The organism is Citrobacter sp. Cf087 (assembly GCF_030334285.1).
Classification (GTDB): Bacteria; Pseudomonadota; Gammaproteobacteria; order Enterobacterales; family Enterobacteriaceae; genus Citrobacter; species Citrobacter freundii.
In genome coordinates this window covers 218,857-243,366 of record NZ_JAOWED010000022.1, presented here as the reverse complement: position 1 = coordinate 243,366, position 24,510 = coordinate 218,857, and the positions used below count along the sequence as shown (strand labels likewise).

General features: G+C 49.9%; 29 protein-coding genes, 1 tRNA gene and 1 pseudogene. 15 read left to right on the top strand and 16 right to left on the bottom strand.

The genetic code is table 11. From position 1 onward, the window contains the following. Positions 1–213: 213 nt before the first annotated feature. The 10 genes and pseudogenes from OGV57_RS03135 to OGV57_RS03090 form a co-directional block, all read right to left on the bottom strand. A pseudogene (locus OGV57_RS03135) lies at positions 214–684 on the bottom strand (class I SAM-dependent methyltransferase); the annotation flags it as partial. Next, a complete protein-coding gene (locus OGV57_RS03130) occupies positions 684–974 on the bottom strand; it encodes a hypothetical protein (protein WP_200014962.1) in 291 nt (96 codons plus the stop codon). The pseudogene OGV57_RS03135 and the gene OGV57_RS03130, both read right to left, overlap by 1 nt. After that, positions 971–1,573 (bottom strand): MT-A70 family methyltransferase, encoded by a 603-nt coding sequence (locus OGV57_RS03125; protein ID WP_200014963.1) that lies wholly within the window; start codon positions 1,571–1,573, stop codon positions 971–973. Before OGV57_RS03125 ends, OGV57_RS03130 begins: the two co-directional genes overlap by 4 nt. Next, on the bottom strand, positions 1,566–1,814 hold the full coding sequence (locus tag OGV57_RS03120; RefSeq protein WP_200014964.1) for a hypothetical protein: 249 nt from the start codon (positions 1,812–1,814) through the stop codon (positions 1,566–1,568). Before OGV57_RS03120 ends, OGV57_RS03125 begins: the two co-directional genes overlap by 8 nt. 3 nt (positions 1,815–1,817) lie before the next feature. Next, a complete protein-coding gene (locus OGV57_RS03115; RefSeq protein ID WP_200014965.1) occupies positions 1,818–2,498 on the bottom strand; it encodes a hypothetical protein in 681 nt (226 codons plus the stop codon). A gap of 38 nt (positions 2,499–2,536) precedes the next feature. Next, positions 2,537–3,925 (bottom strand): replicative DNA helicase, encoded by a 1,389-nt coding sequence (locus OGV57_RS03110; protein ID WP_213190886.1) that lies wholly within the window; start codon positions 3,923–3,925, stop codon positions 2,537–2,539. Next, the gene (locus OGV57_RS03105; protein ID WP_200014967.1) at positions 3,922–4,905 is read right to left on the bottom strand and encodes a helix-turn-helix domain-containing protein; all 984 of its coding nucleotides are present in this window, start codon (positions 4,903–4,905) and stop codon (positions 3,922–3,924) included. Before OGV57_RS03105 ends, OGV57_RS03110 begins: the two co-directional genes overlap by 4 nt. A gap of 2 nt (positions 4,906–4,907) precedes the next feature. Then, positions 4,908–5,126, bottom strand: coding sequence for a hypothetical protein (locus OGV57_RS03100; protein ID WP_131445588.1), 219 nt, complete (start codon positions 5,124–5,126; stop codon positions 4,908–4,910). Positions 5,127–5,148: 22 nt separating this feature from the next. Further along, positions 5,149–5,595 (bottom strand): toxin YdaT family protein, encoded by a 447-nt coding sequence (locus tag OGV57_RS03095; protein ID WP_016152513.1) that lies wholly within the window; start codon positions 5,593–5,595, stop codon positions 5,149–5,151. A 64-nt stretch (positions 5,596–5,659) separates the two neighbouring features. Then, positions 5,660–5,893 (bottom strand): helix-turn-helix domain-containing protein, encoded by a 234-nt coding sequence (locus tag OGV57_RS03090; protein ID WP_174331021.1) that lies wholly within the window; start codon positions 5,891–5,893, stop codon positions 5,660–5,662. A 109-nt stretch (positions 5,894–6,002) separates the two neighbouring features. On the opposite strand from OGV57_RS03090, the gene OGV57_RS03085 reads away from it, so the two are divergent. The 7 genes from OGV57_RS03085 (at position 6,003) to OGV57_RS03050 (ending at position 11,913) form a co-directional block, all read left to right on the top strand. Beyond that, entirely contained in the window at positions 6,003–6,458 is a 456-nt protein-coding gene (locus OGV57_RS03085) for a helix-turn-helix domain-containing protein (protein ID WP_174331022.1), read from the top strand. A 616-nt stretch (positions 6,459–7,074) separates the two neighbouring features. Next, positions 7,075–7,398: a hypothetical protein gene (locus OGV57_RS03080; protein WP_200014968.1), complete on the top strand. Its 324-nt coding sequence runs from the start codon at positions 7,075–7,077 to the stop codon at positions 7,396–7,398. A gap of 45 nt (positions 7,399–7,443) precedes the next feature. Further along, the gene (locus OGV57_RS03075) at positions 7,444–9,717 is read left to right on the top strand and encodes a phage-associated endonuclease (RefSeq protein WP_200014969.1); all 2,274 of its coding nucleotides are present in this window, start codon (positions 7,444–7,446) and stop codon (positions 9,715–9,717) included. Further along, positions 9,717–10,271 carry a siphovirus Gp157 family protein gene (locus OGV57_RS03070; RefSeq protein ID WP_139754422.1) on the top strand — a complete coding sequence of 185 codons (555 nt, stop codon included), beginning with the start codon at positions 9,717–9,719 and terminating at the stop codon, positions 10,269–10,271. The genes OGV57_RS03075 and OGV57_RS03070 overlap by 1 nt, the downstream gene beginning before the upstream one ends. Before the next feature lie 2 nt (positions 10,272–10,273). Continuing rightward, entirely contained in the window at positions 10,274–10,456 is a 183-nt protein-coding gene (locus OGV57_RS03065) for a hypothetical protein (RefSeq protein ID WP_016152506.1), read from the top strand. A 212-nt stretch (positions 10,457–10,668) separates the two neighbouring features. After that, entirely contained in the window at positions 10,669–10,893 is a 225-nt protein-coding gene (locus OGV57_RS03055) for a DUF4224 domain-containing protein (protein ID WP_016152504.1), read from the top strand. Beyond that, on the top strand, positions 10,894–11,913 hold the full coding sequence (locus OGV57_RS03050; RefSeq protein ID WP_200014970.1) for a tyrosine-type recombinase/integrase: 1,020 nt from the start codon (positions 10,894–10,896) through the stop codon (positions 11,911–11,913). Positions 11,914–12,019: 106 nt separating this feature from the next. Here OGV57_RS03050 and OGV57_RS03045 read toward each other — a convergent pair. Continuing rightward, positions 12,020–12,107: transfer RNA gene (locus OGV57_RS03045), tRNA-Ser, on the bottom strand. Positions 12,108–12,249: 142 nt separating this feature from the next. Further along, the gene (locus OGV57_RS03040) at positions 12,250–13,878 is read right to left on the bottom strand and encodes an ABC transporter substrate-binding protein (protein WP_054528247.1); all 1,629 of its coding nucleotides are present in this window, start codon (positions 13,876–13,878) and stop codon (positions 12,250–12,252) included. 270 nt (positions 13,879–14,148) lie between these two features. Here OGV57_RS03040 and yccA point away from each other — a divergent pair, with 270 nt between their 5' ends. Both yccA and tusE read left to right on the top strand, forming a co-directional pair. After that, positions 14,149–14,808: an FtsH protease modulator YccA gene (yccA, locus tag OGV57_RS03035; RefSeq protein WP_003035917.1), complete on the top strand. Its 660-nt coding sequence runs from the start codon at positions 14,149–14,151 to the stop codon at positions 14,806–14,808. Between the two features lie 88 nt (positions 14,809–14,896). Beyond that, complete coding sequence (tusE, locus tag OGV57_RS03030; protein WP_003035914.1) at positions 14,897–15,226, top strand: sulfurtransferase TusE; 330 nt, start codon at positions 14,897–14,899, stop codon at positions 15,224–15,226. Here tusE and yccX read toward each other — a convergent pair. Beyond that, positions 15,223–15,504, bottom strand: a complete 282-nt coding sequence (gene yccX / locus OGV57_RS03025) for an acylphosphatase (protein WP_054528246.1) — start codon at positions 15,502–15,504, stop codon at positions 15,223–15,225. The genes tusE and yccX overlap by 4 nt on opposite strands. A gap of 94 nt (positions 15,505–15,598) precedes the next feature. On the opposite strand from yccX, the gene rlmI reads away from it, so the two are divergent. Together rlmI and hspQ are read left to right on the top strand one after the other, a co-directional pair. After that, the gene (gene rlmI, locus OGV57_RS03020) at positions 15,599–16,789 is read left to right on the top strand and encodes a 23S rRNA (cytosine(1962)-C(5))-methyltransferase RlmI (RefSeq protein WP_054528245.1); all 1,191 of its coding nucleotides are present in this window, start codon (positions 15,599–15,601) and stop codon (positions 16,787–16,789) included. Positions 16,790–16,846: 57 nt separating this feature from the next. Next, positions 16,847–17,164: a heat shock protein HspQ gene (gene hspQ, locus OGV57_RS03015; RefSeq protein ID WP_003035905.1), complete on the top strand. Its 318-nt coding sequence runs from the start codon at positions 16,847–16,849 to the stop codon at positions 17,162–17,164. A gap of 61 nt (positions 17,165–17,225) precedes the next feature. Here the strand turns inward: hspQ and OGV57_RS03010 are convergent, their stop codons facing one another. Then, positions 17,226–17,639, bottom strand: coding sequence for a CoA-binding protein (locus OGV57_RS03010; RefSeq protein ID WP_003035903.1), 414 nt, complete (start codon positions 17,637–17,639; stop codon positions 17,226–17,228). A gap of 172 nt (positions 17,640–17,811) precedes the next feature. Between OGV57_RS03010 and OGV57_RS03005 the strand changes: the two genes are divergently transcribed. Beyond that, positions 17,812–18,474 carry a DUF2057 family protein gene (locus OGV57_RS03005; RefSeq protein WP_054528244.1) on the top strand — a complete coding sequence of 221 codons (663 nt, stop codon included), beginning with the start codon at positions 17,812–17,814 and terminating at the stop codon, positions 18,472–18,474. Between the two features lie 93 nt (positions 18,475–18,567). Then, positions 18,568–19,026 carry a methylglyoxal synthase gene (mgsA, locus tag OGV57_RS03000; RefSeq protein ID WP_003035897.1) on the top strand — a complete coding sequence of 153 codons (459 nt, stop codon included), beginning with the start codon at positions 18,568–18,570 and terminating at the stop codon, positions 19,024–19,026. A 32-nt stretch (positions 19,027–19,058) separates the two neighbouring features. Here the strand turns inward: mgsA and helD are convergent, their stop codons facing one another. After that, complete coding sequence (gene helD / locus OGV57_RS02995; protein ID WP_054528243.1) at positions 19,059–21,113, bottom strand: DNA helicase IV; 2,055 nt, start codon at positions 21,111–21,113, stop codon at positions 19,059–19,061. 125 nt (positions 21,114–21,238) lie between these two features. On the opposite strand from helD, the gene OGV57_RS02990 reads away from it, so the two are divergent. Together OGV57_RS02990 and yccS are read left to right on the top strand one after the other, a co-directional pair. After that, positions 21,239–21,685: a YccF domain-containing protein gene (locus OGV57_RS02990; protein ID WP_003035892.1), complete on the top strand. Its 447-nt coding sequence runs from the start codon at positions 21,239–21,241 to the stop codon at positions 21,683–21,685. A gap of 18 nt (positions 21,686–21,703) precedes the next feature. Then, on the top strand, positions 21,704–23,857 hold the full coding sequence (gene yccS / locus OGV57_RS02985) for a YccS family putative transporter (protein ID WP_286530734.1): 2,154 nt from the start codon (positions 21,704–21,706) through the stop codon (positions 23,855–23,857). Here yccS and OGV57_RS02980 read toward each other — a convergent pair. Continuing rightward, positions 23,835–24,449 carry a TfoX/Sxy family DNA transformation protein gene (locus tag OGV57_RS02980; RefSeq protein ID WP_003035889.1) on the bottom strand — a complete coding sequence of 205 codons (615 nt, stop codon included), beginning with the start codon at positions 24,447–24,449 and terminating at the stop codon, positions 23,835–23,837. The genes yccS and OGV57_RS02980 overlap by 23 nt on opposite strands. Between the last annotated feature and the right edge of the window lie 61 nt (positions 24,450–24,510).

Below are 24,510 nucleotides of genomic sequence, written 5' to 3'. Positions count from 1 at the left end.
TTCTAACCACATACGATTAATATGGTGTTTTAATCGCTGTTGGTGATGTTCAGGCAGATTCTCAGTATCTTTTATTTGCTCAAAAATCATCTTGACCTCAGCTGGCCAGACTGTTTCTGGCACCTCAAGAAGAAGCAAGCTCTCCAGTTCATGTAATCTACGGTAAGCACTATCAAGGAGCGCACTATTGAGGTTGCAGATATCGTCGCCGGCTTCTTTCGTAAAAATCATCCAGTGGGTTTTATCGTTCTTTCCGGTGCGCTGGCCGATGACTGGCTTAACGTCTGTCAGCATCAGTACCTGGCTAACAGGGATCTGCGTTTCGTTCCATTTGAAGATGAGGACGCCGTGTGGCCGCAAGACCCTGAACGCCTCAGTAAATCCGGCGCGCAAGTCGTCTCGCCAAGTATCTTTGTTTAGCCTGCCGTATTTCTTTCCCATCCAGGCATCATCACCAACGCGCTCAAGGTGAGGCGGATCGAATACCACAACCGGGAAGGTGTTGTCAGTGAAAGGCAGTGCGCGGAAGTCGGCGATTACATCCGGGCTAATGACCAGATGGCGTCCGTCACATAGGGTGTGCTCCTCGGCACGAATGTCGCTGAATACGGCTCGCTCATCCTGTTTATCAAACCAGAACATCCGGGAGCCGCAACACACGTCCAATATTGTTTGCTCTGCCATCACTCCCCCTTCACGCCAATACCAGCGTCGGCATGTTCTGCGTCATACAACCACGCATCAATCGGATTCAGCGAGTTTTCGATGGGCGCACCGCCAGATTGATACATCAGAGCCTTTGCACGTAAAAACACTTCACGCACCGCCTCCAGTTCTGCTATGCGCTCCTCTGCGGATTCCAGTTCATACAGCAGCGCCAGCACATCCCGAGTGGGAACCATGAAGTTCGGAATGAAGTTATCTTTCGCTTTCTCTGCGGTTAGGCGCAGATCCTGTTTGTTGAGTGCTGTCATTGGGCTGACTCCTTTTGCTCTTTGATATATTCAGCAATGCCAGGTAAGAGCATTACATCTGGCGAATCACATTCATTTCCCCATACATCGAAACCATGCGAGGACCGACGCGCAAATAGTTCTATGCGTGGAACATCCCCCAGCAGTTGAACCAACTTTTCACGAACAACGTCCGGTTTCTGCGAATGCGCCAAGCGCGGCGCTGTGAATGACTGGACGATCCCTGCGTCAATACGCTCAGGAAGATTCCCCTTAACTGCAAAAAGGCAATCTTCGCTATTAGCGCGGGTCATATGTCCCATTCCCATAACCAGTTTTTCTGTCTGGCGGCTTCCGCTCTTATTCCAGGTAAAGCCTTTCATTGTCATCAGACGGAACCCCCATGCTTCAACTACCTTCAGAGCTTCAACCGGCTGCGTCGGAACCCACCACATAGCCAGAAGGCAACTTTCTGCTGTGAGATCCCACACAGGAAGACGGCAAATATCTAGAACATTCATCACTGGATATTTGAATCCGGCGCCGCGGTCACCATCAGCTGCTTTGTCCCTGTATGCCCATGGAGGATCCGCGTAAATTAATGTGTATTTTTTATTCACTCTTTCCCCCTTCGCGCTGCTGGCGCCAGTAATTCAATCGTTCTCTGAAAAATTCCCGATAACTCTCCGGTGTCGCGTCAATGTGCTGAATAACCATCTGGCGAGTAACTTTCCGCTCATAGAGCTGGCGCACGAGCGCAGCGGCGCGCATGTCGTAATGCTCTTTGAGTTGGCACTCTTGTGGCCATTTCGCACGATTGAGCGGGAGACCGGGCGGGAGGTAATCCGATTGCCCGGTCATGCCTTAAGCCCTCATGTTTTTCTCTGAGTGAACGTAGAAACGGGGATCAACGCTTTTCAGCGTGAAGTGTGTAACCGGCATATCGTCATGCCGTTCGATGCCAACAAAGTTCGACATGCAAAGCGCAAAGACGCGTTTCTGGAGCTGATCCAGGGTAATTTTGATGTCCGGGTAATATTTTTTAATCGCTGACATAATCCCCTGATATGAGAGCGTTTTACCCTTCATAATCGCCACGAGGTATTCCGCCGACAGTTCTCTGGATTTTTTGGGTAATTGGGATTCAGTAGGATTCTCAATGGGTTTTATGGTATCCAGCAGCAAACGACAGCGGCTGGTAATACCTACCCTATAGCCCGTTTTTTTGTCGTAATTCTCTTTGCTTCCGGAAGTCCATACAGTTGCCGTTTCGCGGAGTTTTACGGTCTTCTCTCCACCTGAATAAATAACGGTTCCGGTATGCGTCTTACTGAAACACCGTGGATTGGTTTCAACAGGTTTTGATTTTTTATTTTTTGGGGCCGCGCGAGCAGTTAATCCCGGAACAGGAACCGGACGCGGGCAAGGTACATAAACCGAACGGCTGCGAGCCCTGGCACCTGCGTTCATCCGCCAGATGATTACGTTCGTCCAGTCACAGGCATCGTCAATTGTCGCTACTTTAGGATAAATTAAATCGGTCATTGGTCTTTCCTCATTGTATTTCACGCTGGTCAGGCGTTTTAAAATGCGTCGGTGTTGTACTTCTCTGCATATTTACGGTGCTGTTTTCTTGGTTTTGCAGCCTCCAGTTGAATCCGTGTTTTTTCTTTGCCAATGTGCTGGTCGATCGGCAGAAAGTGACCATTTTTAAACTCCTGGTAAACTACGGTACCAGCAGCTGCAAAACGGCATTTACCGAGAATGACCTCAGCTACACCTGCAGCCGGGCTTTCGGGGTTATAAACTTCATCTCTGTACAGAAACAGAATGCTGTCAGCATCCTGCTCAATAGAGCCTGAATCACGCAGGTCTGACATTACCGGGCGGCGCTGTGCCCCCTGGCGCGCATCAACAGCGCGGGAGAGCTGACTCAGTGCAAAGGTTGGCGTGTGCAGGCGCATAGCCATCGTTTTAAGATTTCGGGAAATATGCGCTACGGCGAGATCGTTACGTTCCGCTTTTGGTTTTTTAATCAGGCCGAGATAGTCGACCATGATCATCGCCAGATGCGGGTGACGTCGTTTGTGCGTTTCGGCAATTGCGCGAATCTGTTCAACCGTAAGGTCGGTTGCATCCACGATCCAGATATCGCGATCCGTAAGCTCACCTATCGCAGCGGTTAATCGTGCCCAGTCCTCATCGTACATATCCTGTGGGTTACGCAGACGGGAAACTGACAGATTTCCGGCACCAGCCAGTGAGCGTTCAACAATCTGAGCAGCGGCCATTTCCATGCTGAAAATTAGCGCGCCTCCGCCTTTAGCGGTTACGCCTTCCACAACTGTAAGAGCAAATTCGGTTTTACCCATACCTGGTCGACCAGCAACGACAATCAGATCCTGCGGGTTAATACCTCCAGTAGCATTATCGAGATCTACAATCCCGGTCAGAAGGTTACGCGTGGATTCATCGCCTTCCATGCGTTTCTGTACGGTGTCCATGTAGGCGGGCAACAGCTCGTTAATGTGTACCGGTTGGACGTCGCCGCTTTCAGCGGTCATATCCAGCAGCTGCGCCACAGCCTTTTCCACAACCTGATCACGTTGTTCCTGGTTGGCAGCATTGCGGATGCCGTCGGCGCCATCCTGCAAAAGTTTCGCCAGCGCACGGCTACGCCATGCTTTAACCATCTTCCCTGCATACCCTTTAAGATTCGGAATCGTTGCTGGTATGCGGGAAATTTCCGACAAATCAGCCAGGCTTGAACCGCCCAGCGCCTCACTGATGAAAAGCATGTCGATCATGCCGTTAGTCAGTGCCTGTTTTTTTATTTCGCTGAATGCGCGACGATAAAAACCAATGCTGAATGATTCCTCTGGTGTGGATGCGATCACGTCAAATGCGTCAGGTGTAGCACCACCATTCAGCAACCCTGCCAGCACACACGCTTCCAGTTCCTGCGGAGTCATAGCGAACCTTCCCGGGTATTACGTAAAGTTTCTGGTTTCATCAAATAATCAAAGCTGGCGCGCCATCCACCGTTAGAACCGAAATAAAAATCAGGGGCATCAGCACGGAATTTTTCGAAGTAACCCAGGAATGCTCCCGTAGTTTTATTTTTCATATGGGCCGCCAAGCGAATAATCATCCGGCGGCGATCTGCATCCAGTTCAGCAGCAGGCAGTGTGTCAGCGAATATCTCGTTGTAGCCGTTCATGACGGCATCCGGATCGACATCAGCCTCCGTAGTGGCCCATGCTTCGGCATCTGCGAGATAACCATCAAAGCGATTAACACGGCAGATATTGGCTGGTTTAGGTAAGCCAGAACCACGGCGGCGCCATGTCGCCAGAACCCAACGAATAACTAATTGCAGCTCAGCCAGTGTGTATGCTTCCCGCGTTTGTGTCGGCGTAAGCATGAGAACGAACGGCTTAACATCGCGGCAACGGGTACCGGTTTGTTCGTTGTAGAATTCCAGGGCTTTTTTAGCGTCCGCAAGGCTCCATTCGTCGCCCTCCCCCTTCTGGGGGTTAGGGGGATCATTAGGTTCATTGACTGGTTCAAAAGAGTGACTGGTTCTGGTGCCACCACATGGCATAGGGGGTGTGTTTTCTAACGGCATACCTGTGACTTTTGACGGCACAGGGGCTGTGCTTTTTGGTGGCATAGGGGTATCAAGATTCAGGTAATACACATTCGACGTATTGCCCTTGCCATTGTTTATACCCATGCGGTTTTCTTTTGTTAAAACTCCCATGCCAATAAGCGCATCAATGTGCGTACGAACAGCACTCCTGCTACATTCGCAATGATCAGCTATGTGCTGATAAGATGGCCAGCATTCACCATTATCATTGGCGTTATCTGCAAGCTTAATCAGAACCAGTTTACGGATTGGGTTTCCGGTTTTTATTGCCATTGCCCGGGCCATTAGAGTCATACTCATAATCAGATCCCCAGCAACTCAGCCAGATCACGACAGGCAATTTCAAAATCTTTCGGTGACAGGAGTTTTTCGCGCAACTCTGCTTTGCGCAGCTCGTAAAGCTCCCATTTTTTGGCTGTCACACGTTCTTCAAAAATACTTTGAACATCGGACATTAGGGCTGGATTACCATTCAAGCGGAAACCGTTCCGCCAGGTAATGCGGTTCATTGTTGTCTGCATATTGGTCTTTCCTCGATACAAGTTAAACGCTGGTCAGGCGCTGTGTTTCCTGTATGGCTTGTAGTGCCTGTGCTATCCGCTGTGGTCGATCTCTGGCATCAAGCAGCAAGGCAATAATCGCCGCGGCAAAATCACGAATCGCAATGCAAATTAACTGCTGAGTGGTCATTCCCAGCTGTGCATATCGTTCCGCAGGCAATGCAGCCTCCATGGCCATGGCCAGCGCTTTAGTTTTGATTCTTGCCGCTTTCGTCTCACCACGTAGCCAGCGAAAAATCTGCTGCCGGTTGTTGTTGATTGCCCGCCAGTCAGCATTACCTTTTGAATCTTCCATCGGGTGCAGTTTTACGCAGCTGGTATTGCCGCCCATTCGAAACCACATGCGAGTGATCTCAATAGCAACATGTTCCTGCCCACGCTCAGCAGCCCAGTTGAAGATTTCTCTTTTCAGTTCGTCGAGGTTTTCCACTTCGTCGCGTCTCCTGTCGCTGAAAACCTGATTAAGCGTAATCAGATTTCAAATACGCCCTTTGTTAAGCTGCATTCCTATCTGGAACACCGTCGGTTGGGTTCGGGTAAAGATCAGGACGAAAGTCATGAGGCGTTACCTGAAACGCAGTTGCAGCGGCCCATTTAAGTGCCGTAGCTGCGCCAAGTAAGCATTTACCGGAAGCTACACGACTAACGTACCCCTGTGTTTCACCAACCAATACAGCGAAGTCATGCTGGCGAACGCCAGAAGTCTTTAAGTAGTTTTTGAGATCCATTTGTCCTCCTATTGATGTATGTGACGAGTGAATATTAGTTTTAAGAATAACCAACTGTCAATAGTTATGCGATTGGGTGCAAATTAATTTTGCGAATAATATGGTCGTTATGAGAAAGAAAACGCTCGACGCAGCTGAAGCTGAAACAGCTCAACGTCTCCGGGAAGTCTGGAACGAGAAAAAAGTAACTTTACGTCTTACGCAAGAAAAGGCGGCAGACGCGCTTGGCTTCAGCACGCAAGCCACGGTCAGCCATTATCTGAATGGCAATATTCCACTCAATACTGACGCAGCTCTAAAATTCGCAGCACTATTGGGAGTTAAACCTGAAGAACTTAGACCTGATCTAGCGGAACTAATGAATTACGTTCGAAAATCAGGTACTCATATCGATGACTATTCATCGGCGGGATGGCGGCTACTAAAACCAGAAGAAACAGAGTTAATTGAGCTGTACGAAAGACTTCCGCAAAGTGAAAAAGAAAGGCATCTTACTGAATTAAAAGAAAAAGTAAGCGGCTTTGATAAGCTTTTCGAAGAGCTTCTTGCAGCCAGAAAGCAATAAAATCCCTTAATTAAAAGAATCCCGCCAAGCGGGATTTTTTTTTGCCTATTAATCAATGGAATACAGAAAATATTCTTTTTAGTATTATTTTTTACTTGACCATAAATATGTCCAATTCTAATATTCACTCCATCAACGACGCACTAACCACGCGGCAGTTGTTCAGAAAACGTTCTGACAGTCTGGAAAGACAGGCAAAGAATTCTGCGGGGCGCCGCCAGTACGCTGACATGCGGGAAAGACCGCACAGAATTCGAATTGTGGCGAATTGCAGTCCATCGAGACAACCAGAAGATAAGCATCTGGCGCCACATCCCTATTTTGCTGTTGCGATAGCGTTCCCTGAAGGTGAGAGCTGACCAGCAGTATGACGCCGGGAAAGTCCGGGAGGAAAGACCAATGGGGCATGACCAGCCCTGACAGCCCGGAAAGACGGGCAACCTTTAGATGGCAAAAGGCCCGCACAAGGCGGGCCAGTTACCCCGAACGGCGACCAAACCATTCGGATTCCGTAGGGGACCAACCCTACGGAGAGGAAAGACCAACGACACTGACGCTATGGAAGCTGATCAATATTCGCTGATCGGCTCCGAGTATACATCACTAAGGAGTCGCTATGGAAGCGCTTACCATCCCTGTAAAGCTGTACATTCACTACCACACCCAAACGTTTTCTTCGGATAAATACATCGTTGCCACCAGTGACATGTCACGCAACTTTCCGGACACTTACGTTTTGTTGGAAACCCGTGAAATTACCCTTGATATAAACCAGCCTGAGCCATTCGACATCATTGCTCTGCAGGTCGACCAGCTGCGCGGCCAGAAAGAGACGATTGCGGCGGAAGCACAACATCAGATTGACCGTGTCGACGACAAAATACAGCAACTACTGTGTATTGATCATACCCCTGTTCAGGAAAGCGATATCCCATTTTGATCAGCCGGCGCCAGACCAGCGCCAGTAACCAAAGAGGAAAGACCAATGACCATCTACAACGGCTTATTTGAGCCAAAAAAATCAGCGGTTAAAGATTGCGGGGCCGTTCAGCTGGCGATCGCAATTGATGCGCCAAATAAAAAAGTGGCAGAAAGCATCATGACCGGCAAACTCTGGGAAGCCTACCCAGCCAACGGTGACAACTATTTCAAACCCAAGTTATGGGAACATGCTGAAGGTCTGCCGTTGCCGGCTGTTGGTAAGTTCGATGAACAATTTGCCCTGGCACACACATTCGACGGGGAAAAATGGGTCATCAACGAACAGGAGACCAACGTTTCAAACCTGCCAGCCAGTAACGAGATTATCGATCTGGCAAAGCTACCATCCAGGGAACGCTTCGCGGCCGTCCTTATGTTCAGCGATTCTCCCATTGATGGCGTTCTTTACTCTCAGGTGCTGGACTATCTCGATAATTTGGAAAATAACGATGAATCCTTTGATGAGGATGATCGGGTTAATCTCAATATTCTCCACGCGCTGCACAATAACGAACCCGTGCAACATATGCATGTTGAAGGGCTGAATAATCTCATTCAGGCCATTTACGCAAACTTTGAAGATCAAACACCGGGTAAGGCTGCGATTTCACAATTTATTAAACGCTGGCTGGAAAACCCAAGTAAGCGTGACGAGATGGTGCCAAACAAAACATCATCACTTAGTACCTGCGTTAAAAATGACAATGTCGCTGTGGCGCCACAACGTGGTTATAAACATACTTACGCGACACTGGATCAGGAAATTGCCGTTGCCCTCCTTCCGATTGCTCCCGATGCACCAGTGTTATCAGGAAATCTCCGTGATGCGGAAAAAATGATTTCCGATGACCGGGAAGATTTCAAACGTTGGTCAGCCGCATTACGTACTACCGGGAAGATCCTCAAATATGACCGTCCGAGTATCTTTGGGGTTATTCAGAATGTCCCATCTAAAGATACATACCATTTCCCTGAGTCACTGCGACGCCATATTGATTCATGGCTGGCTGAACATGGTCAGCTCGAATGTGTTGAAACTGATGCAGAAAAAACCGGCAAACAGCTTGCAGCAGCGCGCGGCGAATATGTGGAAGGTATCAGCGACCCAAATGATCCTAAATGGGTTAAAACCGATACCCAACCGCAGGATTCAATCCACAATGACGGAACGCTTTCGCGTGATGGAACTATGCCTGAAACTGCCTCAAATGAAGGTGAAAAAACGGAAGTGGCAAAACAGGAAACAGTTACAGAAGACCAGGCGGAGCAGGCTCGTGAAACGCTAAATAATATGGGTTACGGAGTATATGCGACCAGCCAGGACACAACTGACAAACAGAATGAAAATCTGAGCGATAAAGTGAAAAAAATTGTTCAGGATGTGGATCAGCTCGTCGATCGAGTTAAGCGTGAAGAACAGCCTCATCAGGCGTCAGAACTGGTTAAGAGCATTAATGAAATGCAGGTTGGCGAAAGCGACAACCTGGAGTTGTGGAAAGAAGTATTCAAAACAGATGAGCGCTTTACCTCCGCATTCTCTGTGAATGGCGGCGGTACCTCCATCAATGGTACCTACATGACCATGATTGCCACCCGTGAATTTGGTCCGAAAGGTATCGGCTGGGGCGTGGATATTCTGGAAGAACGCTTTGATGATGGTGCGCCAATCACTCGCACGGTAAAGGGAGCTGACGGTAACAATACATGGGAACTTATCCCTGATGGAATCGGCGGCATACTGACTGAGAAAAACCACGTTATCAAAATCAAGCTTTGGTACATCCGTAATGGCAAACGAGGTACAGAGATCGCTTACGGCTGCACACCTTACCTTTACAGCACCAAATTCGGCCCCTTCTGTGACAGTGAAGCGACAAAAAAATCACTGACTGACGCAACCAAAAAAGCGTTGTCTGCTCTTGGTTTCTGCGCGGATATTTTTATGGGCCTGTACGACAACCCGGAATATCGCCAGAAAAATAAAGCTGAATTTGCGCTCAAAAACGCCAGCGAAAACGCAGAGGATGCAGCCCGCGTACGTCAGGAACTGGACGATAAACTGACCAAAGTCGCAAACACCCTTGCATCAGCTGTGTCAGAGAACGAGATCAATAAGGTTTATTCTTCGATTGCCCGTGAAGCAGAAGTGCATCGCAAGGACGCAGAGGCGAAGGGTGACACGCAACATGCGCGCTATTTAAGTGGTCGCCTGCGTCGCCTGACAACTATCAAAGATGAACGTATCGCTGAACTGAACAAAGCCCAGGAGAATGCATAATGACTACTGCAATCGCGTTAGCTGCTGACTACACCAACCTTCTGCAATTGCTGGAAAGCTCTGATGAACTAACTCCGGAAATGATCACCGATACACTGGAAGGAATTGAAGGAGAACTGGCAGATAAGCTGGATGCCATCATGGTCATCGCACGTAATAACCTTGGCCATGCCAAAACATGTGATGAAGAAATAAAGCGCCTGACTGAGCGTAAAAAGTCTTTCGAAAATAAAGATAAAACGCTGCGTAAATATATTCTGTCTTGCCTGCTTGCAGCCAATCTGGACAAGCTCAAGACCCCTAAAAACAGCTTTACTGCCCGAAAAGGTAGCGTCAGCGTTGTTATCGACAATGAAAAGCTATTACCGGATGAGTTGGTTACTGTTCAGACGATTGTCGCTCCGGACAAAAAAGCCATCAAAGAAGCGATCGAGGCTGCGGAAGCTGCCGCAGCACAAATCACTGCCGATGGTGGTGAAGTGCCAGCAGAACTGTTAAATCCGGTACCGGGTGCCCACCTTGAGATCGGCGAACGCTCACTACAGGTACGATAACTATGCTGAAACTATCCCTCAAACGTGGCGATGCGGTTCACGTAGTATTTTCAGATGGCAGTAACGGCATTATTGAAGCTCGTAGCCGTTGCGAGTTGGGAATGCACCTGCCGAAAAGCGTTAAAGTAACTCGTGAGAAAGGAGCATTCCTACCCGAAAACCTGATTAAGCGTAATCAGAAATAAAACCACACTATCGCTAGCATTGTGGACTCACCCAACACAGGAGGCTGCAATGCTGCGATGGCAACCCGGAGCTACTCTGCTCACAGATTTCGATATAAAGATTGGCCGGTTATCGGCAAGCGTACGAAAGAAGACTCTGACCCAGTCAGACATCGAACGCGCATGCAGTGATGCTGATGATGCCGTGTACCGGATGATGAGGAAAGACCAACATGGCCAGAGAAAACGACCTGCTAACAGACGCAGAACTGATTGAGTTTACCGGTTATCAGAAAGCATCAAAACAAAGGGAAATTCTCGACCGCGGCGGCGTCTCGTACATACCGGACCGGGAAGGTCGCCCAATGGTTACCTGGACGCACATTAACGCTGTATTGAACGGGCAGATCACCGTACAGACCAGCACAGAAGAAAAACCCGATTTCGGAGCTATTTAAATGGGGCGCAGAAGAAAGGATCCTGGAGATAACAAACTGCCGCCGCGCGTATCCAAAACAAAAACGCGTTACTACTACAAACCCACGTCACGGGAGACCGTGACACTGGGTCCAATCACTCTCACTATGTCAGCATTATGGAAACGGTATGAGGAAGAACGACGGAATTACTCAGATGTAATGACGTTCGAAAAGCTCTGGGGAATGTTTCTCAAAAGCGCCTACTACACAGAGCTGGCAATACGAACCCAACGTGACTATCTGCAACATCAGAAAAAACTACTCGCTGTATTCGGCAAGGTTAAAGCTGACATAATCAAACCTGAAGACGTGCGGCAGTTTATGGATCGTCGTGGTCTGCAAAGTAAGAATCAGGCCAACCAGGAGATGAGCAGCATGTCTCGCGTTTACCGCTGGGGATATGAGCGTGGATATGTGAAGGGAAACCCCTGTGCCGGCGTCAGCAAATTTTCTCTCAAGGCTCGTGAGCAATACATCACTGACGAAGATTACCTGGCAATTTATAAACATGCAGATCACGTCGTCAGAGCCGCAATGGAAATATCTTACTTATGCGCCGCGCGACAAGCTGACGTACTCGAACTACGTTGGATGCAGATATCTGATAAAGGGATTTTTATCCAGCAGGGCAAAACCGGGAAAAAACAGATAAAGGTCTGGACACCTCGCCTGCAGGAAGCGCTGGAAACGGCACAGGTAGCATGTCCGAAGCTTTCACCTGACGCATTGGTTCTCTATAACAGCGATCGCGGCCAGTTCATCCGCAAGACATTCAATAATCGCTGGCTAAAGGCCGTGCGGGCCGCACAGAGTGAACTTAACCGGCAACTGGATTACACATTCCACGACATTAAGGCAAAAGCTATCTCAGATTTTGAAGGGAGCAGCAGGGATAAGCAGATATTTAGCGGACACAAGACTGAAAGCCAGGTGCTTATTTATGACAGGAAGGTACAAATTAGCCCGACGCTTGATCGCCCGGTAATCGGTAAGAAGTGATTTTTTATGCAATTGGGGGAAGACGATATTCTTTTCTAATATTCTTTCTTAATTCTTTTGCTCAAAAAACAAAGGGGTCAGCATTTAGCTAACCCCTTGTTAAATTTGGCGGAAGCGTAGAGATTCGAACTCTAGAACCCTTTCGGGTCGCCGGTTTTCAAGACCGGTGCCTTCAACCGCTCGGCCACGCTTCCAATGAGGCGCACTATAAACATCCCGAACGGACCTGTAAAGCACCAATGTGTTCGTTTGCCTGAAAAACAGCCAAAATGTTGTTAATCGACTGAAATAACAACAGATTGACCATTTAATCAGCACAAATACCGGCTACAACGCTTAATGTTTTTTGATGTACATATCTTTGGTGTAGTAATTTCCCCGGTTATCCGGCGCAAATCCCCCCACCCACGGCTTCACCAGATGCGTGCGGACATAGTGGTAAACCGGAATCGCAGGGACATCATCACCTAAAAGATCTTCAGCCTGCTGATAGTATTTGCCTCGTTCTTCCAGTGAATTTGCTTTCGCCGCATTACGCATCGCTTCATCAAAGGCGGGGTTGCTGTACTTGGTAGTATTCTCGCTATCACCGGTACGGAAAATATTGAGGAAACTTGAAGCATCATCATAATCGGCTATCCACGCATAGCGCACGACGTCAAAATTACCGGTGTGCATAGTGTCCAGCATGGTTTTCCATTCCTGGTTTTGCAGCTTCGCCTCGACGCCAAGGTTTTTCTTCCACATCGACGATGCGGCAATCGCAATACGCTGGTGCGTTTCGAAAGTGTTGTAGAGCAAATTCAAGCTAAGCGGATGCTCAGGACCAAAACCGGCTTCAGCAAGCAGTTTTTTGGCTTCAGCAATACGTTTTTCGAGCGGCCATGACGCATACTCCGGTGCATGCAGTTTCACCCCACCTATTTCCGGCTGGCTGATAACCCACGCTGCTCGCTGCCCCTGCCCCATCACCTTTTGCGCAATGATGTCTTTATCCAACGCCATATTCAGCGCCCGGCGCACGCGCGGATCATTAAACGGCGCGCGGGTTGTATTGAACTGATAGTAATACGTTGAAAGCTGGGGAGAGACATGCAGTTCATCGCCCATCGTTTTTTTCAGTTGGGCGAACTGATTGACCGGTACGCTATAAACAATGTCGATTTCACCGGCCTTATAGCGATTTACGTCAGCCGACTCTGAGCTGATGGGCAAATAAGTAACTTTATTAATAACCGTATGCCGATCGTCCCAGTAATGTGGGTTACGCTCGGCAACGATGCGCTCATTGACCACCCATTGCGATAGTTTGTACGGCCCACTGCTGACAAAATGTTCTGGTCGGGTCCACTTGTCGCCAAAACGCCCAATCAGAACTTTATCCAGCGGCACCAGCGATGGATGCGCCAGCATCGCCAGAAACGCCGCCGTCGGTTGCGTCAGGGTAATTTGCAGCGTGGTATCATCCAGGGCTTTTACCCCTAGTGTAGCGGGATCTTTATTCCCTTGGGCAATATCAACCGCGTTCGCAACATGCATATTGCCCAGATACGAAGCATAAGGTGAAGCCGTTTGCGGCGAGACCAGACGCTGCCAACTCCAGACAACATCCGGTGCGGTAATCGCAGAGCCATCAGACCAGGTAATGCCCGGACGTAAATGAAAGGTCCAGATAGTATTGTCTTTATTCTCCCAGGATGCCGCAAGGCGGGGCTCGATAGACCCATCCTGATTAACAGCAACCAGACCGTCGAACATATCGCTGATTAAATTAAACTCAACGTTGCTTTCGACTTTATGCGGATCCAGCGATGCCGGCTCACTGCCGTTATTTCTCACCAGTTCCTGCTTTTCAGCCAATGCTGTTCCTGCGGGAACATGAGCTGCCCATGCCGCGCCGTTTATTGATATCATACAGGCGGCCAACAGCGTAAACGTAAATACCTTCGATTTGTGTTGAGTCATTCCCTGCACCTTATTGTTCTGTTTTATGTAGACACCGCTGTCACTGTCAGAGAGATTCAGGAATAACGCAATATTTTTCAGTAACCTATAAGATGTCGATCTGACATTTTCAAACAATAAGTGGTAACATCTAGTTTAGACACTTTTGCTGAAATAATATGCTTAAGTCTGGCGGGTTAAAATGCGTAAAGATGGGTAAAACCGCTGTGTCATTCCCCTTGATTTCATTATCCTCCATCATTAATTACATCTGTCATAAGAGAGTGACTCATGGATCGTATTATTAGTTCTTCGCGCGACCGTACATCGCTACTCAGCACGCATAAAGTGCTGCGCAATACCTATTTTTTGCTCAGCCTGACGCTGGCGTTTTCTGCCATCACCGCAACGGCAAGCACCGTGCTGATGCTGCCATCCCCGGGTCTAATCCTGACGCTGGTGGGTATGTATGGTCTGATGTTCCTGACATATAAAACTGCGGATAAGCCGGTCGGAATTCTGTCTGCTTTCGCATTCACCGGCTTCCTGGGCTACATTCTGGGACCGATTCTGAACACCTACCTGTCTGCAGGCATGGGTGATGTTATCGGTATGGCGCTGGGCGGCACTGCTCTGGTCTTCTTCAGCTGTTCTGCCTATGTGCTGACCACCCGTAAAGACATGTCCTTCCTCGGCGGTATGCTGATGGCAGGTATCGTGGTGGTGCTGATTGGTATGGTTGCGAATATCTTCCTGCAACTGCCAGCTCTGCATCTGGCCATCAGCGCGGTGTTTATTCTGATTTCTTCAGGCGCTATCCTGTTTGAAACCAGCAATATCATCCGTGGCGGTGAAACCAACTACATCCGTGCAACGGTCAGCCTGTATGTTTCGCTGTACAACATCTTCGTCAGCCTGCTGAGCATTCTGGGCTTCGCCAGCCGCGACTAAGTTGTCAACTCGCACTATCCAGCCCCGCTTATGCGGGGCTTTCTTTTTTGGTAAACTGCCGCCAGTTTGACTAACGTAGTGACGAATTATGTTGATCTTTGAAGGTAAAGAAATCAGTACCGATAGCGAAGGCTATCTGAAAGATACCACGCTGTGGAGCGAGCCGCTGGCGGAGAAAATCGCCGAAAACGAAGGCATTACGCTCTCCGCAGAACACTGGGAAGTGGTGCGTTTTGTCCGCGATTTTTATCTGGAATTTAATACCTCCCCCGCTATCCGCATGCTGGTAAAAGCGATGGCCAACAAGTTTGGCGAAGAGAAAGGCAACAGCCGTTATCTCTACCGCCTGTTCCCAAAAGGTCCGGCCAAGCAGGCGACTAAAATTGCCGGCCTGCCGAAACCGGTGAAATGTATTTAATAACGGATACTAAATCCCTTTAGTTCGTCGCCAGGACGATGGGGTTCGCTGAGAACTCTGTCTACCCTGGCGCTTCGCGGCCCCCCGGCTTTCAACCACCTCATCAGTTGTTCCACCCGGTCACCTTCACCGCAGGCGACAACCTCTACGCTGCCGTCATCCATATTCTTCGCGTATCCGGTCAATCCCAGCCGTTGTGCTTCATGCTGGGTGGTGTAGCGAAATCCTACCCCCTGAACCCGGCCATAGACCCAGGCGATTATGCAGACTTTCGACATTGCGGTTCTCCTTATCATCACAGCGCGCGTTGCAAATATGCGTAAAACTCAGGACAATGGCGCCCATTTCTTTGAATTGACAGAATAGTAAATTATGAGTGTACGTTTAGTGTTAGCCAAAGGGCGCGAAAAATCATTACTGCGCCGCCATCCGTGGGTATTTTCCGGTGCTGTCGCACGTATGGAAGGTAAAGCCAACCTCGGTGAAACCATCGATATTGTTGACCATCAGGGTAAATGGTTAGCACGCGGCGCGTACTCACCCGCGTCGCAGATCCGTGCACGCGTCTGGACATTTGACAAGTCTGAGTCCATCGATATTGATTTCTTCACCCGTCGTCTGCAGCAGGCGCAGACATGGCGTGACTGGCTGGCGAAAAAAGACGGTCTGGACAGCTACCGTCTGATCGCCGGCGAATCCGATGGTCTGCCGGGTGTCACCATTGACCGCTTCGGCAACTTCCTGGTGTTGCAGTTGCTCAGTGCGGGGGCTGAATACCAACGCGCAGCGCTGATTAGCGCTTTGCAAATTGTTTTCCCGGGCTGCGCCATTTATGACCGTAGCGACGTAGCGGTGCGTAAAAAAGAAGGTATGGAGCTGACTCAAGGGCCAGTAACGGGCGAGCTTCCGCCAGCACTGCTGCCAATTGAAGAGCACGGCATGAAGCTGCTGGTTGATATTCAGCATGGTCACAAAACCGGCTACTACCTCGATCAACGCGATAGCCGCCTGGCCACGCGTCGTTATGTGGAAAATCAGCGTGTGCTGAACTGTTTCTCTTATACCGGTGGATTTGCGGTTTCAGCATTAATGGGTGGATGCCGTCAGGTCGTCAGCGTTGACACCTCTCAGGAAGCGCTCGATATTGCCCGCCAGAACGTGGAACTGAACAAGCTGGATCTGAGCAAAGCTGAGTTCGTGCGTGATGATGTGTTCAAACTTCTGCGAGCTTATCGCGATCGTGGTGAGAAATTCGACGTCATCGTGATGGATCCGCCGAAATTTGTCGAAAACAAAAGCCAGTTGATGGGCGCCTGCCGCGGCTATAAGGACATCAATATGCTGGCTATTCAGTTGCTCAATCCGGGCGGCGTACTGCTGACTTTCTCCTGCTCTGGGCTTATGACCACCGATTTATTTCAGAAAATCATCGCTGATGCCGCAATAGATGCTGGTCGTGATGTACAATTTATAGAGCAGTTCCGTCAGGCCGCCGATCACCCGGTGATCGCTACCTACCCGGAAGGGCTGTATCTGAAAGGGTTTGCCTGTCGCATCATGTAACTTGAAAAGTGGAATATTACCCTTACATAGAGGGTATCTATTTCCCGGGAGGTGACTATGATTGCCAGCAAATTCGGTATCGGCCAGCAGGTCCGCCATTCCCTGTTAGGTTACCTCGGAGTGGTCGTGGATATCGACCCGGAATATTCGCTTGATCAACCGTCAGCCGATGAGTTGGCGGTTAACGACGAACTTCGCGCCGCTCCCTGGTATCACGTGGTGATGGAAGACGATAATGGTCTGCCAGTACATACGTATCTGGCCGAAGCACAACTGAGTAGCGAGCTACAGGAAGAACATCCGGAGCAACCGTCGATGGATGAACTGGCGCGAACAATTCGAAAACAGCTTCAGGCCCCGCGCCTGCGCAATTGATGCAAACACAGACCCGATTAGCTAATCGGGTCTGTGCGTTTTGTTCGGCTACAGATCCACCTTACTTCGCCAGTCCCAGCCGCGGGATCTCAATCGCCGGGCAACGATCCATCACCACCGTCAACCCTGCATCACGAGCCAGTACGGCTGCTTGCTCGTTAATCACGCCGAGCTGCATCCATAGGGTCTTCGCGCCGATGGCAATTGCCTCCTGAGCAACACCCCACGCCGCTTCGGAATTACGGAAGACATCTACCATATCCACTTTCTCTGGTACATCTGCCAGCGTCGCATAGCCCTGCTGCCCCAGCAGTGTTTTTCCGGCAACTTTCGGTGAAACAGGAATAACGTGATAGCCCTGATCGAGTAAATATTTCATAACCCGATAGCTTGGGCGATCGGGTTTATCGCTTGCTCCCACCAGTGCAATCGTGCGGGTCGTTGTCAAAATGCCAGCAATATCGGTCTCTTTCATCGTTTTCCTCCAGGCTGTTTAGCAAAGTGTACGACAAACCGGACTTTGCGACCATTCATCCCATACTGGCGCATGAGAGCTAAACTCAAAAATATGTCTATATGTTAGTAAACATGATTATCGAAAAATTTAGATACATCTTATACAGATTTTTTCTGGACAGGAGAAACCTATGAAAGCCGGCATTGTGACAGCCTTAATTGCCCTGTGTTTGCCGGTAACCGTTTTTGCTACCTCTCTACGTCTGTCTAATGATATTGACCTTCTGGTGCTGGACGGAAAAAAAGTCTCCAGCTCATTACTGCGTGGTGCCGACAGTATTGAGCTGGAAAATGGTCGGCACCAGCTCGTGTTTCGCGTAGAAAAAACCATTCGCCTGTCCAGCCACGAAGAACGTCTGTATATTTCGCCCCCGCTGGTCATCAGCTTTGATACCCAACTCGTCAGTCAGGTTAATTTTCACCTGCCACGTCTGAGCAACGAGCGAGATGCAACGCATTTTGACGATGCCCCACGCGTAGAACTGCTGGATGGGGATTCCATGCCTATACCGGTTAAGCTGGATATTCTGTCAATCACATCCACCACAAAAATCGTAGATTATGAAATGGAAACAGAGCGCTATAACAAAGCGGCTAAGCATGCGTCTTTACCGCAATTTGCCACGATGATGGCCGATGACAGTTCGCTGCTTTCCGGGGTATCTGAACTGGACCGCGTGCCGCCTCAGTCACAAACGCTGACTGAGCAGCGCTTAAAATATTGGTTTCAACAGGCTGACGCACAAACGCGAAGTAACTTCTTACAATGGGCTGAGAAACAGCCCCCATCGTGACATTTATGTTCGCATACGCATTTTTTTTGTCTTTCTCTTGCAGCGTCAAGTGCTTCCAGTACTCTGTAACAAGGTTAACTTGGGAGCTGTACTATGGAATTAACGACTCGCACATTACCAGCGCAGAAACATATTGCGTTGGTCGCACACGATCACTGCAAAAAGATGTTGATGAGCTGGGTTGAACGCCACCAGCCATTACTGGAAAAACACGTTCTGTATGCTACAGGAACAACAGGAAATTTAATTCAACGCGCGACAGGAATGGACGTCAACGCCATGCTGAGCGGCCCGATGGGGGGTGACCAGCAGGTGGGTGCGCTAATTTCAGAAGGGAAAATTGATGTGCTGATTTTCTTCTGGGATCCGCTCAACGCCGTTCCCCACGATCCTGATGTCAAAGCCCTGCTACGCCTGGCCACAGTCTGGAACATTCCGGTCGCCACCAACGTGTCAACGGCTGATTTTATTATCCAGTCGCCAAACTTCAACGACGCAACGGATATCTTGATCCCGGATTACGCCCGTTATCTTGCAGAACGCCTCAAATAAACGCTAAGCAGGCGGCAACTGCCGCCTGCTTTTCAGGGTTTCCGGGTCACCGGAACGTCTAATTGCTTAAGCTCATCAACAAAACATGATGGCGCGTCTTTGCTAAACAGTAGCCATACCCGATGTCGTGCACGCGTTAGCGCCACATACAGCAACCGCCGCTCTTCAGCATCAGGAAAATCTTCAACAGCCGGGAGTAACGCCTCTTCCATAATCGACTCACGAGCCGGAGCCGGAAAACCGTCATTCCCGTCATGAAGCCCCATAACAATGACGTAATCCGCCTGCTGCCCTTTGCTGGCATGAATAGTCATAAAATCCAACTGCAGCTTGGGCCAGCGGGTGGCCGCTTTGTCCAGGCTGGCTGGCTTCAGATGATGGTACCGCGCCAGCACCAGAATTCTCTCTTCAGCTTTCACAAAACCCGACAGCTTATCCAGCAACAGATCTAACTGACTTTCATCGAGCAACGTGACAGCTTTTTTATCACCGGTCGTCAGACTGTTCAGCGGTTTCGTGAGCTGATGTGGGTTTTGCTGGATAAACTGGTTTGCGACTTCGCCAATCCGGCTATTAAAACGGTAAGTCGTATCCAGATTACAGCTATCGCCCTCACCAAAATTTTGCTGGAATGCGGTCGTCAGAGAAAGCTGTGCTCCGCTGAACCGGTAAATGGCCTGCCAGTCATCTCCCACGGCAAACAGCGTGGTCTGCGAGTTTTGCTTTCGCAAGGCGGCTAACAGGGCGGCGCGCTGAGGGGAAATATCCTGAAATTCATCGACCAGAATATGTTTCCACGGACTGATAAACCGCCCCTTCTCCAGAATGACAATAGCCTGATGGATCAACCCGGAGAAATCGACGGCATTCTCATCCTTCAGGGCACTCTTCCAGGCCTTGAGCAGCGGCGCCATTAGCTTTATGCGTTTACTGAACAGATCGCGGATCTCCTCCGAAGCATTAGCAATCATCTCCGCCTGTGCTCCACCATGCATCCGCATCAAACTAACCCAGCGATCCAACCGGGAGGCCAGACGGCGCTGTAATTTTTCGTCATCCCAGAAGTTACCTTCGGGTACAGACCACAGCATTTCTTCTTCTAACCATTGTCGCCAGCCTTTAGCCTGAGCCTTTTTCTCACTGCACTGCTGACGCCAGGTCGTTATAAAGAGTTGACTGCGAGCGGCGGCATCATTTTCCAGCTTGCTCACTGTTGGAACTTTTTTGCTACCTTGCGAAATAATGTACAACGCCAGTGAATGGAACGTCCGTGCAGTGACCTCGTCCGTATGCAGACGCTCACGAATGCGGTCATCCATCTCCTGGGCTGCTTTGCGTCCAAACGCCAGCAACAGGATCTGTTCTGGCGCGGCTTCTCCTCGTGCAAGCAGCCAGCCCGCACGGGCGACCAATACGGATGTTTTGCCGCTTCCGGCCCCCGCAAGAACCAATAAAGATTGCTCACCGTTCACTACCGCACGCGCCTGAGCCGGATTCAACGGCGAAGATTCAATATGCTGGAAAAACTCAGCATACTCTTCCAGCATTGCCTCGGTGTACGCCTGATTGTGCTGTAAGCGGCAGGCTTCAATGTCCTTCAACCATGCCAGGCATTGACGTAACGCCTCCCGGCAATTTTCAAATTCTTCCAGCCGATTAACCGGGAGCGGTAACGCGGCAAAGGCACGGCGAATCTGCTGCTGCAGCCCTGACGTTTGTTCGCGCGTCAGCCATTTACTTTCACTAGTACGGGCCGCTATCGCATCCAACTGCTGCTGTAAAACCCCCGCAGCAACGTCACTCATTTCCTGGCTCCACTGTTGCCAGAGTGCATTCAAATGATGATGGAAGCGCTGGGTTTCCGCCCACTCTGTACCGTGAAGACGGACCACCTTCTCATCCGGGAGTACAAACTCCAGCTCGCCCCACACCAGACCACGTTTGCAATGAATAGCCAGTAACTGATTGAAGGGAATAAGATACTCGTGACGATCGCCGGAAACTTTAATCCCGGCATTGAGAATAACGGCCCGATCGTAAGGGTGTTGTGCCAGACGTTTTCCAAGAGAAGTAGCTTTCAGTTCCATAAGACTCAAGCGGATCCACACGAAGAGGTTTGCTTATCAGTGTAACCGCCAGAGAAAACGTGCTCCAGCCCAAAAAAACGTTACAATTGCCGAATTCACAGAAAACCAGAGTTAACCGAGGGTTTATGCGTACTGTTCTGAATATTTTAAATTTTGTGCTTGGGGGGTTCGCCACCACCCTGGCCTGGTTACTGGCAACGCTGGTCAGTATCGTGCTTATTTTTACTTTACCCTTGACCCGTTCATGCTGGGAGATAACCCGACTTTCGCTGTTTCCCTATGGCAACGAAGCGATACATGTCGATGAACTGAATCCTGCCGGTAAAAGCGTCCTGTTGAATACCGGCGGCACCGTGCTCAATATTTTCTGGCTAATTTTCTTCGGCTGGTGGTTGTGTCTGATGCACATTGTCTCTGGTATTGCTCAGTGCATAACGATTATTGGTATTCCGGTTGGCATTGCGAACTTTAAAATCGCTGCCATTGCGCTCTGGCCGGTGGGTCGCCGGGTAGTTTCAGTAGAAGTTGCCCGTGCAGCGCGTGAAGCCAATGCACGTCGTCGCTTTGAATAATCAGGACCAATGGCCTTTATGTTAAGTCCTCTGCTCAAACGCTATACCTGGAACAGCACCTGGCTGTACTACGTGCGGATTTTTATCGCGCTATGCGGTACAACGGCGCTGCCCTGGTGGCTGGGTGACGTCAAGCTGACCATCCCTCTCACGCTAGGTATGGTCGCTGCCGCACTTACCGATCTCGATGATCGTCTCGCGGGCCGACTGCGCAATTTAATCATCACGCTGGTGTGCTTTTTTATTGCCTCAGCCTCCGTTGAACTGCTCTTCCCATGGCCCTGGCTGTTTGCTATTGGGTTAACGCTTTCCACCAGCGGTTTTATTCTGCTGGGGGGATTAGGCCAGCGCTATGCAACCATCGCTTTTGGCGCGTTGCTCATCGCCATTTACACGATGCTGGGCACCTCGCTTTACGATCAGTGGTATCAACAACCAATCCTGCTGCTCGCGGGCGCTATCTGGTATAACCTGCTGACGCTCACCGGGCATCTTCTGTTCCCCATCCGCCCCTTACAGGACAATCTGGCCCGCAGCTACGAACAATTAGCGCACTACCTGGAACTGAAGTCGCGTCTTTTTGATCCCGACATCGAAGATGAAAGCCAGGCGCCGTTGTATGATTTAGCCCTCGCTAATGGGCAACTGATGGCAACGCTAAACCAGACCAAAGTGTCGCTGCTGACTCGCCTGCGCGGTGACCGTGGACAACGGGGAACACGTCGCACGCTACATTACTATTTTGTGGCGCAGGATATTCATGAACGCGCAAGCTCCTCACATATTCAATATCAAACGCTACGCGATCATTTCCGTCACAGCGATGTGATGTTCCGCTTCCAGCGGTTGATGTCGATGCAAGGACAAGCCGGTTCACAATTGTCTCGTTGTATTTTATTGCGCACGCCTTACCAGCACGATCCGCACTTTGAGCGCGTCTTCACCCATATAGATGCCGCACTTGAGCGCATGCGCGCCAGTGGTGAGCCTGCAGATCTGCTCAATACGCTGGGATTCTTACTATCGAACCTGCGGGCTATCGATGCGCAACTGGCCACAATTGAGTCTGAACAGGCTCAGGTACTCTCGCGCAATGAGTCTGAAAATCAGCTTGCTGATGACAGTCCCCATGGATTCAGCGATATCTGGTTACGCCTGAGCCGTAATTTCACCCCAGAGTCCGCACTGTTCCGCCATGCCGTCCGCATGTCGTTAGTGCTCTGTGTTGGTTATACCATTATCCAGGTAACCGGCATGAATCACGGATACTGGATCTTGCTGACCAGCCTGTTTGTCTGTCAACCAAACTACAATGCCACCCGACATCGCCTGGCGCTCAGGATTATCGGCACGTTGGTTGGGATTGCCATCGGTTTACCGATCCTGTGGTTTGTGCCCTCTTTAGAAGGGCAGCTAATACTTTTAGTGATCACTGGTGTACTGTTTTTTGCCTTTCGCAACGTCCAGTATGCGCATGCCACCATGTTTATCACGCTGCTGGTATTACTGTGCTTTAACCTGCTCGGCGAAGGCTTTGAGGTTGCGCTGCCGCGTGTCATCGATACGCTAATTGGCTGTGCTATCGCCTGGGCGGCTGTCAGTTTCATCTGGCCAGACTGGCGTTTTCGTAATCTACCACGGGTAATTGAGCGGGCGACTGACGCTAACTGCCGCTACCTTGATGCAATTCTCGAACAATATCATCAGGGTCGTGATAATCGTCTGGCCTACCGTATCGCTCGCCGTGACGCGCATAACCGTGATGCTGAACTCGCCTCCGTGGTGTCAAACATGTCGAGCGAGCCGGATGTGACGGCCCAAACCCGCGAAACGGCGTTCCGTTTACTGTGTCTCAACCATACGTTTACCAGCTATATTTCTGCGCTTGGCGCACATCGCGAACAGTTGACCAATCCAGACGTTCTGGCATTGCTGGATGACGCGGTTTGCTATGTTGATGATGCCCTTCACCATCAACCCGCTGACGAGCAACGCGTATACCAGGCGTTAGAAGGGCTGAAGCAGCGAATTCAGCACCTGGAACCACGCCCGGACAGTAAAGAGCCTCTGGTCGTTCAGCAAGTTGGGTTATTGATCGCTCTGCTCCCGGAAATCCGGCGATTACAGCAGCAAATTGCCGTACTACCTTCTAATACCCCGGTTCCGGCGTAAGAGAACTTACCCACTCCACCAGCTCCTGGCGACGCGTCGCCGGGAGCGCGGCTTCATGTATCCCCCCTACCGCGCCTTCAAGGGCATAGAGTACTTTTACCGTCAGAGCCGGGTTATTTTGCCGAAGTTTCAGCCAGCACATTTGTGCTCCCAACGACCGCATGGTCCCCTCATCTTTAATTCCAACTTCATTCAGCAGAGTCTCCAGATGAAACGTCATATTCGGCAATTCCCGCAGACGATGCTGGGTAAAGCGACTCTGTTTTTCCTTAACCGCTGCATCCAACGAATATCGCGATAACGACACCAGTTGCTGCTGGTTTTGCCACAGGGCATCGTTCACCTGGTAATAATTAAGTACAAGAGGACGTCCCCGCTTAATAAATGTCAGCCAGACAGGAGAATTTTGTACACAATACTGGGCGCTCTGTTCACAGGCGCGAAGATACAACTCACCATTGGCGACCATGGCAAAGACCGTATCGCCAACCGTCAGACTGTAGCCACCAAACAGTGAGCGATAGTGAATTGTCCCCAGAGAAGCCAGATATTCCTGCGATTTATAGATCCTTGCATAAGAAAGCTCTTTCATAAAAATCCTTTTTAAATCATAACGTAAGCAAATGATTTTCAGTAGCGGATCCGTTAATGAC

Coding starts and splice junctions, on each gene's coding strand:
- OGV57_RS03130 (WP_200014962.1), bottom strand. CDS start 974: ATGACAGCACTCAACAAACAGGATCTGCGCCTAACCGCAGAGAAAGCG.
- OGV57_RS03120 (WP_200014964.1), bottom strand. CDS start 1,814: ATGACCGGGCAATCGGATTACCTCCCGCCCGGTCTCCCGCTCAATCGT.
- OGV57_RS03115 (WP_200014965.1), bottom strand. CDS start 2,498: ATGACCGATTTAATTTATCCTAAAGTAGCGACAATTGACGATGCCTGT.
- OGV57_RS03110 (WP_213190886.1), bottom strand. CDS start 3,925: ATGACTCCGCAGGAACTGGAAGCGTGTGTGCTGGCAGGGTTGCTGAAT.
- OGV57_RS03105 (WP_200014967.1), bottom strand. CDS start 4,905: ATGAGTATGACTCTAATGGCCCGGGCAATGGCAATAAAAACCGGAAAC.
- OGV57_RS03100 (WP_131445588.1), bottom strand. CDS start 5,126: ATGCAGACAACAATGAACCGCATTACCTGGCGGAACGGTTTCCGCTTG.
- OGV57_RS03090 (WP_174331021.1), bottom strand. CDS start 5,893: ATGGATCTCAAAAACTACTTAAAGACTTCTGGCGTTCGCCAGCATGAC.
- OGV57_RS03085 (WP_174331022.1), top strand. CDS start 6,003: ATGAGAAAGAAAACGCTCGACGCAGCTGAAGCTGAAACAGCTCAACGT.
- OGV57_RS03080 (WP_200014968.1), top strand. CDS start 7,075: ATGGAAGCGCTTACCATCCCTGTAAAGCTGTACATTCACTACCACACC.
- OGV57_RS03075 (WP_200014969.1), top strand. CDS start 7,444: ATGACCATCTACAACGGCTTATTTGAGCCAAAAAAATCAGCGGTTAAA.
- OGV57_RS03070 (WP_139754422.1), top strand. CDS start 9,717: ATGACTACTGCAATCGCGTTAGCTGCTGACTACACCAACCTTCTGCAA.
- OGV57_RS03065 (WP_016152506.1), top strand. CDS start 10,274: ATGCTGAAACTATCCCTCAAACGTGGCGATGCGGTTCACGTAGTATTT.
- OGV57_RS03055 (WP_016152504.1), top strand. CDS start 10,669: ATGGCCAGAGAAAACGACCTGCTAACAGACGCAGAACTGATTGAGTTT.
- OGV57_RS03050 (WP_200014970.1), top strand. CDS start 10,894: ATGGGGCGCAGAAGAAAGGATCCTGGAGATAACAAACTGCCGCCGCGC.
- OGV57_RS03040 (WP_054528247.1), bottom strand. CDS start 13,878: ATGACTCAACACAAATCGAAGGTATTTACGTTTACGCTGTTGGCCGCC.
- yccA (WP_003035917.1), top strand. CDS start 14,149: ATGGATCGTATTATTAGTTCTTCGCGCGACCGTACATCGCTACTCAGC.
- tusE (WP_003035914.1), top strand. CDS start 14,897: ATGTTGATCTTTGAAGGTAAAGAAATCAGTACCGATAGCGAAGGCTAT.
- yccX (WP_054528246.1), bottom strand. CDS start 15,504: ATGTCGAAAGTCTGCATAATCGCCTGGGTCTATGGCCGGGTTCAGGGG.
- rlmI (WP_054528245.1), top strand. CDS start 15,599: ATGAGTGTACGTTTAGTGTTAGCCAAAGGGCGCGAAAAATCATTACTG.
- hspQ (WP_003035905.1), top strand. CDS start 16,847: ATGATTGCCAGCAAATTCGGTATCGGCCAGCAGGTCCGCCATTCCCTG.
- OGV57_RS03010 (WP_003035903.1), bottom strand. CDS start 17,639: ATGAAAGAGACCGATATTGCTGGCATTTTGACAACGACCCGCACGATT.
- OGV57_RS03005 (WP_054528244.1), top strand. CDS start 17,812: ATGAAAGCCGGCATTGTGACAGCCTTAATTGCCCTGTGTTTGCCGGTA.
- mgsA (WP_003035897.1), top strand. CDS start 18,568: ATGGAATTAACGACTCGCACATTACCAGCGCAGAAACATATTGCGTTG.
- helD (WP_054528243.1), bottom strand. CDS start 21,113: ATGGAACTGAAAGCTACTTCTCTTGGAAAACGTCTGGCACAACACCCT.
- OGV57_RS02990 (WP_003035892.1), top strand. CDS start 21,239: ATGCGTACTGTTCTGAATATTTTAAATTTTGTGCTTGGGGGGTTCGCC.
- yccS (WP_286530734.1), top strand. CDS start 21,704: ATGTTAAGTCCTCTGCTCAAACGCTATACCTGGAACAGCACCTGGCTG.
- OGV57_RS02980 (WP_003035889.1), bottom strand. CDS start 24,449: ATGAAAGAGCTTTCTTATGCAAGGATCTATAAATCGCAGGAATATCTG.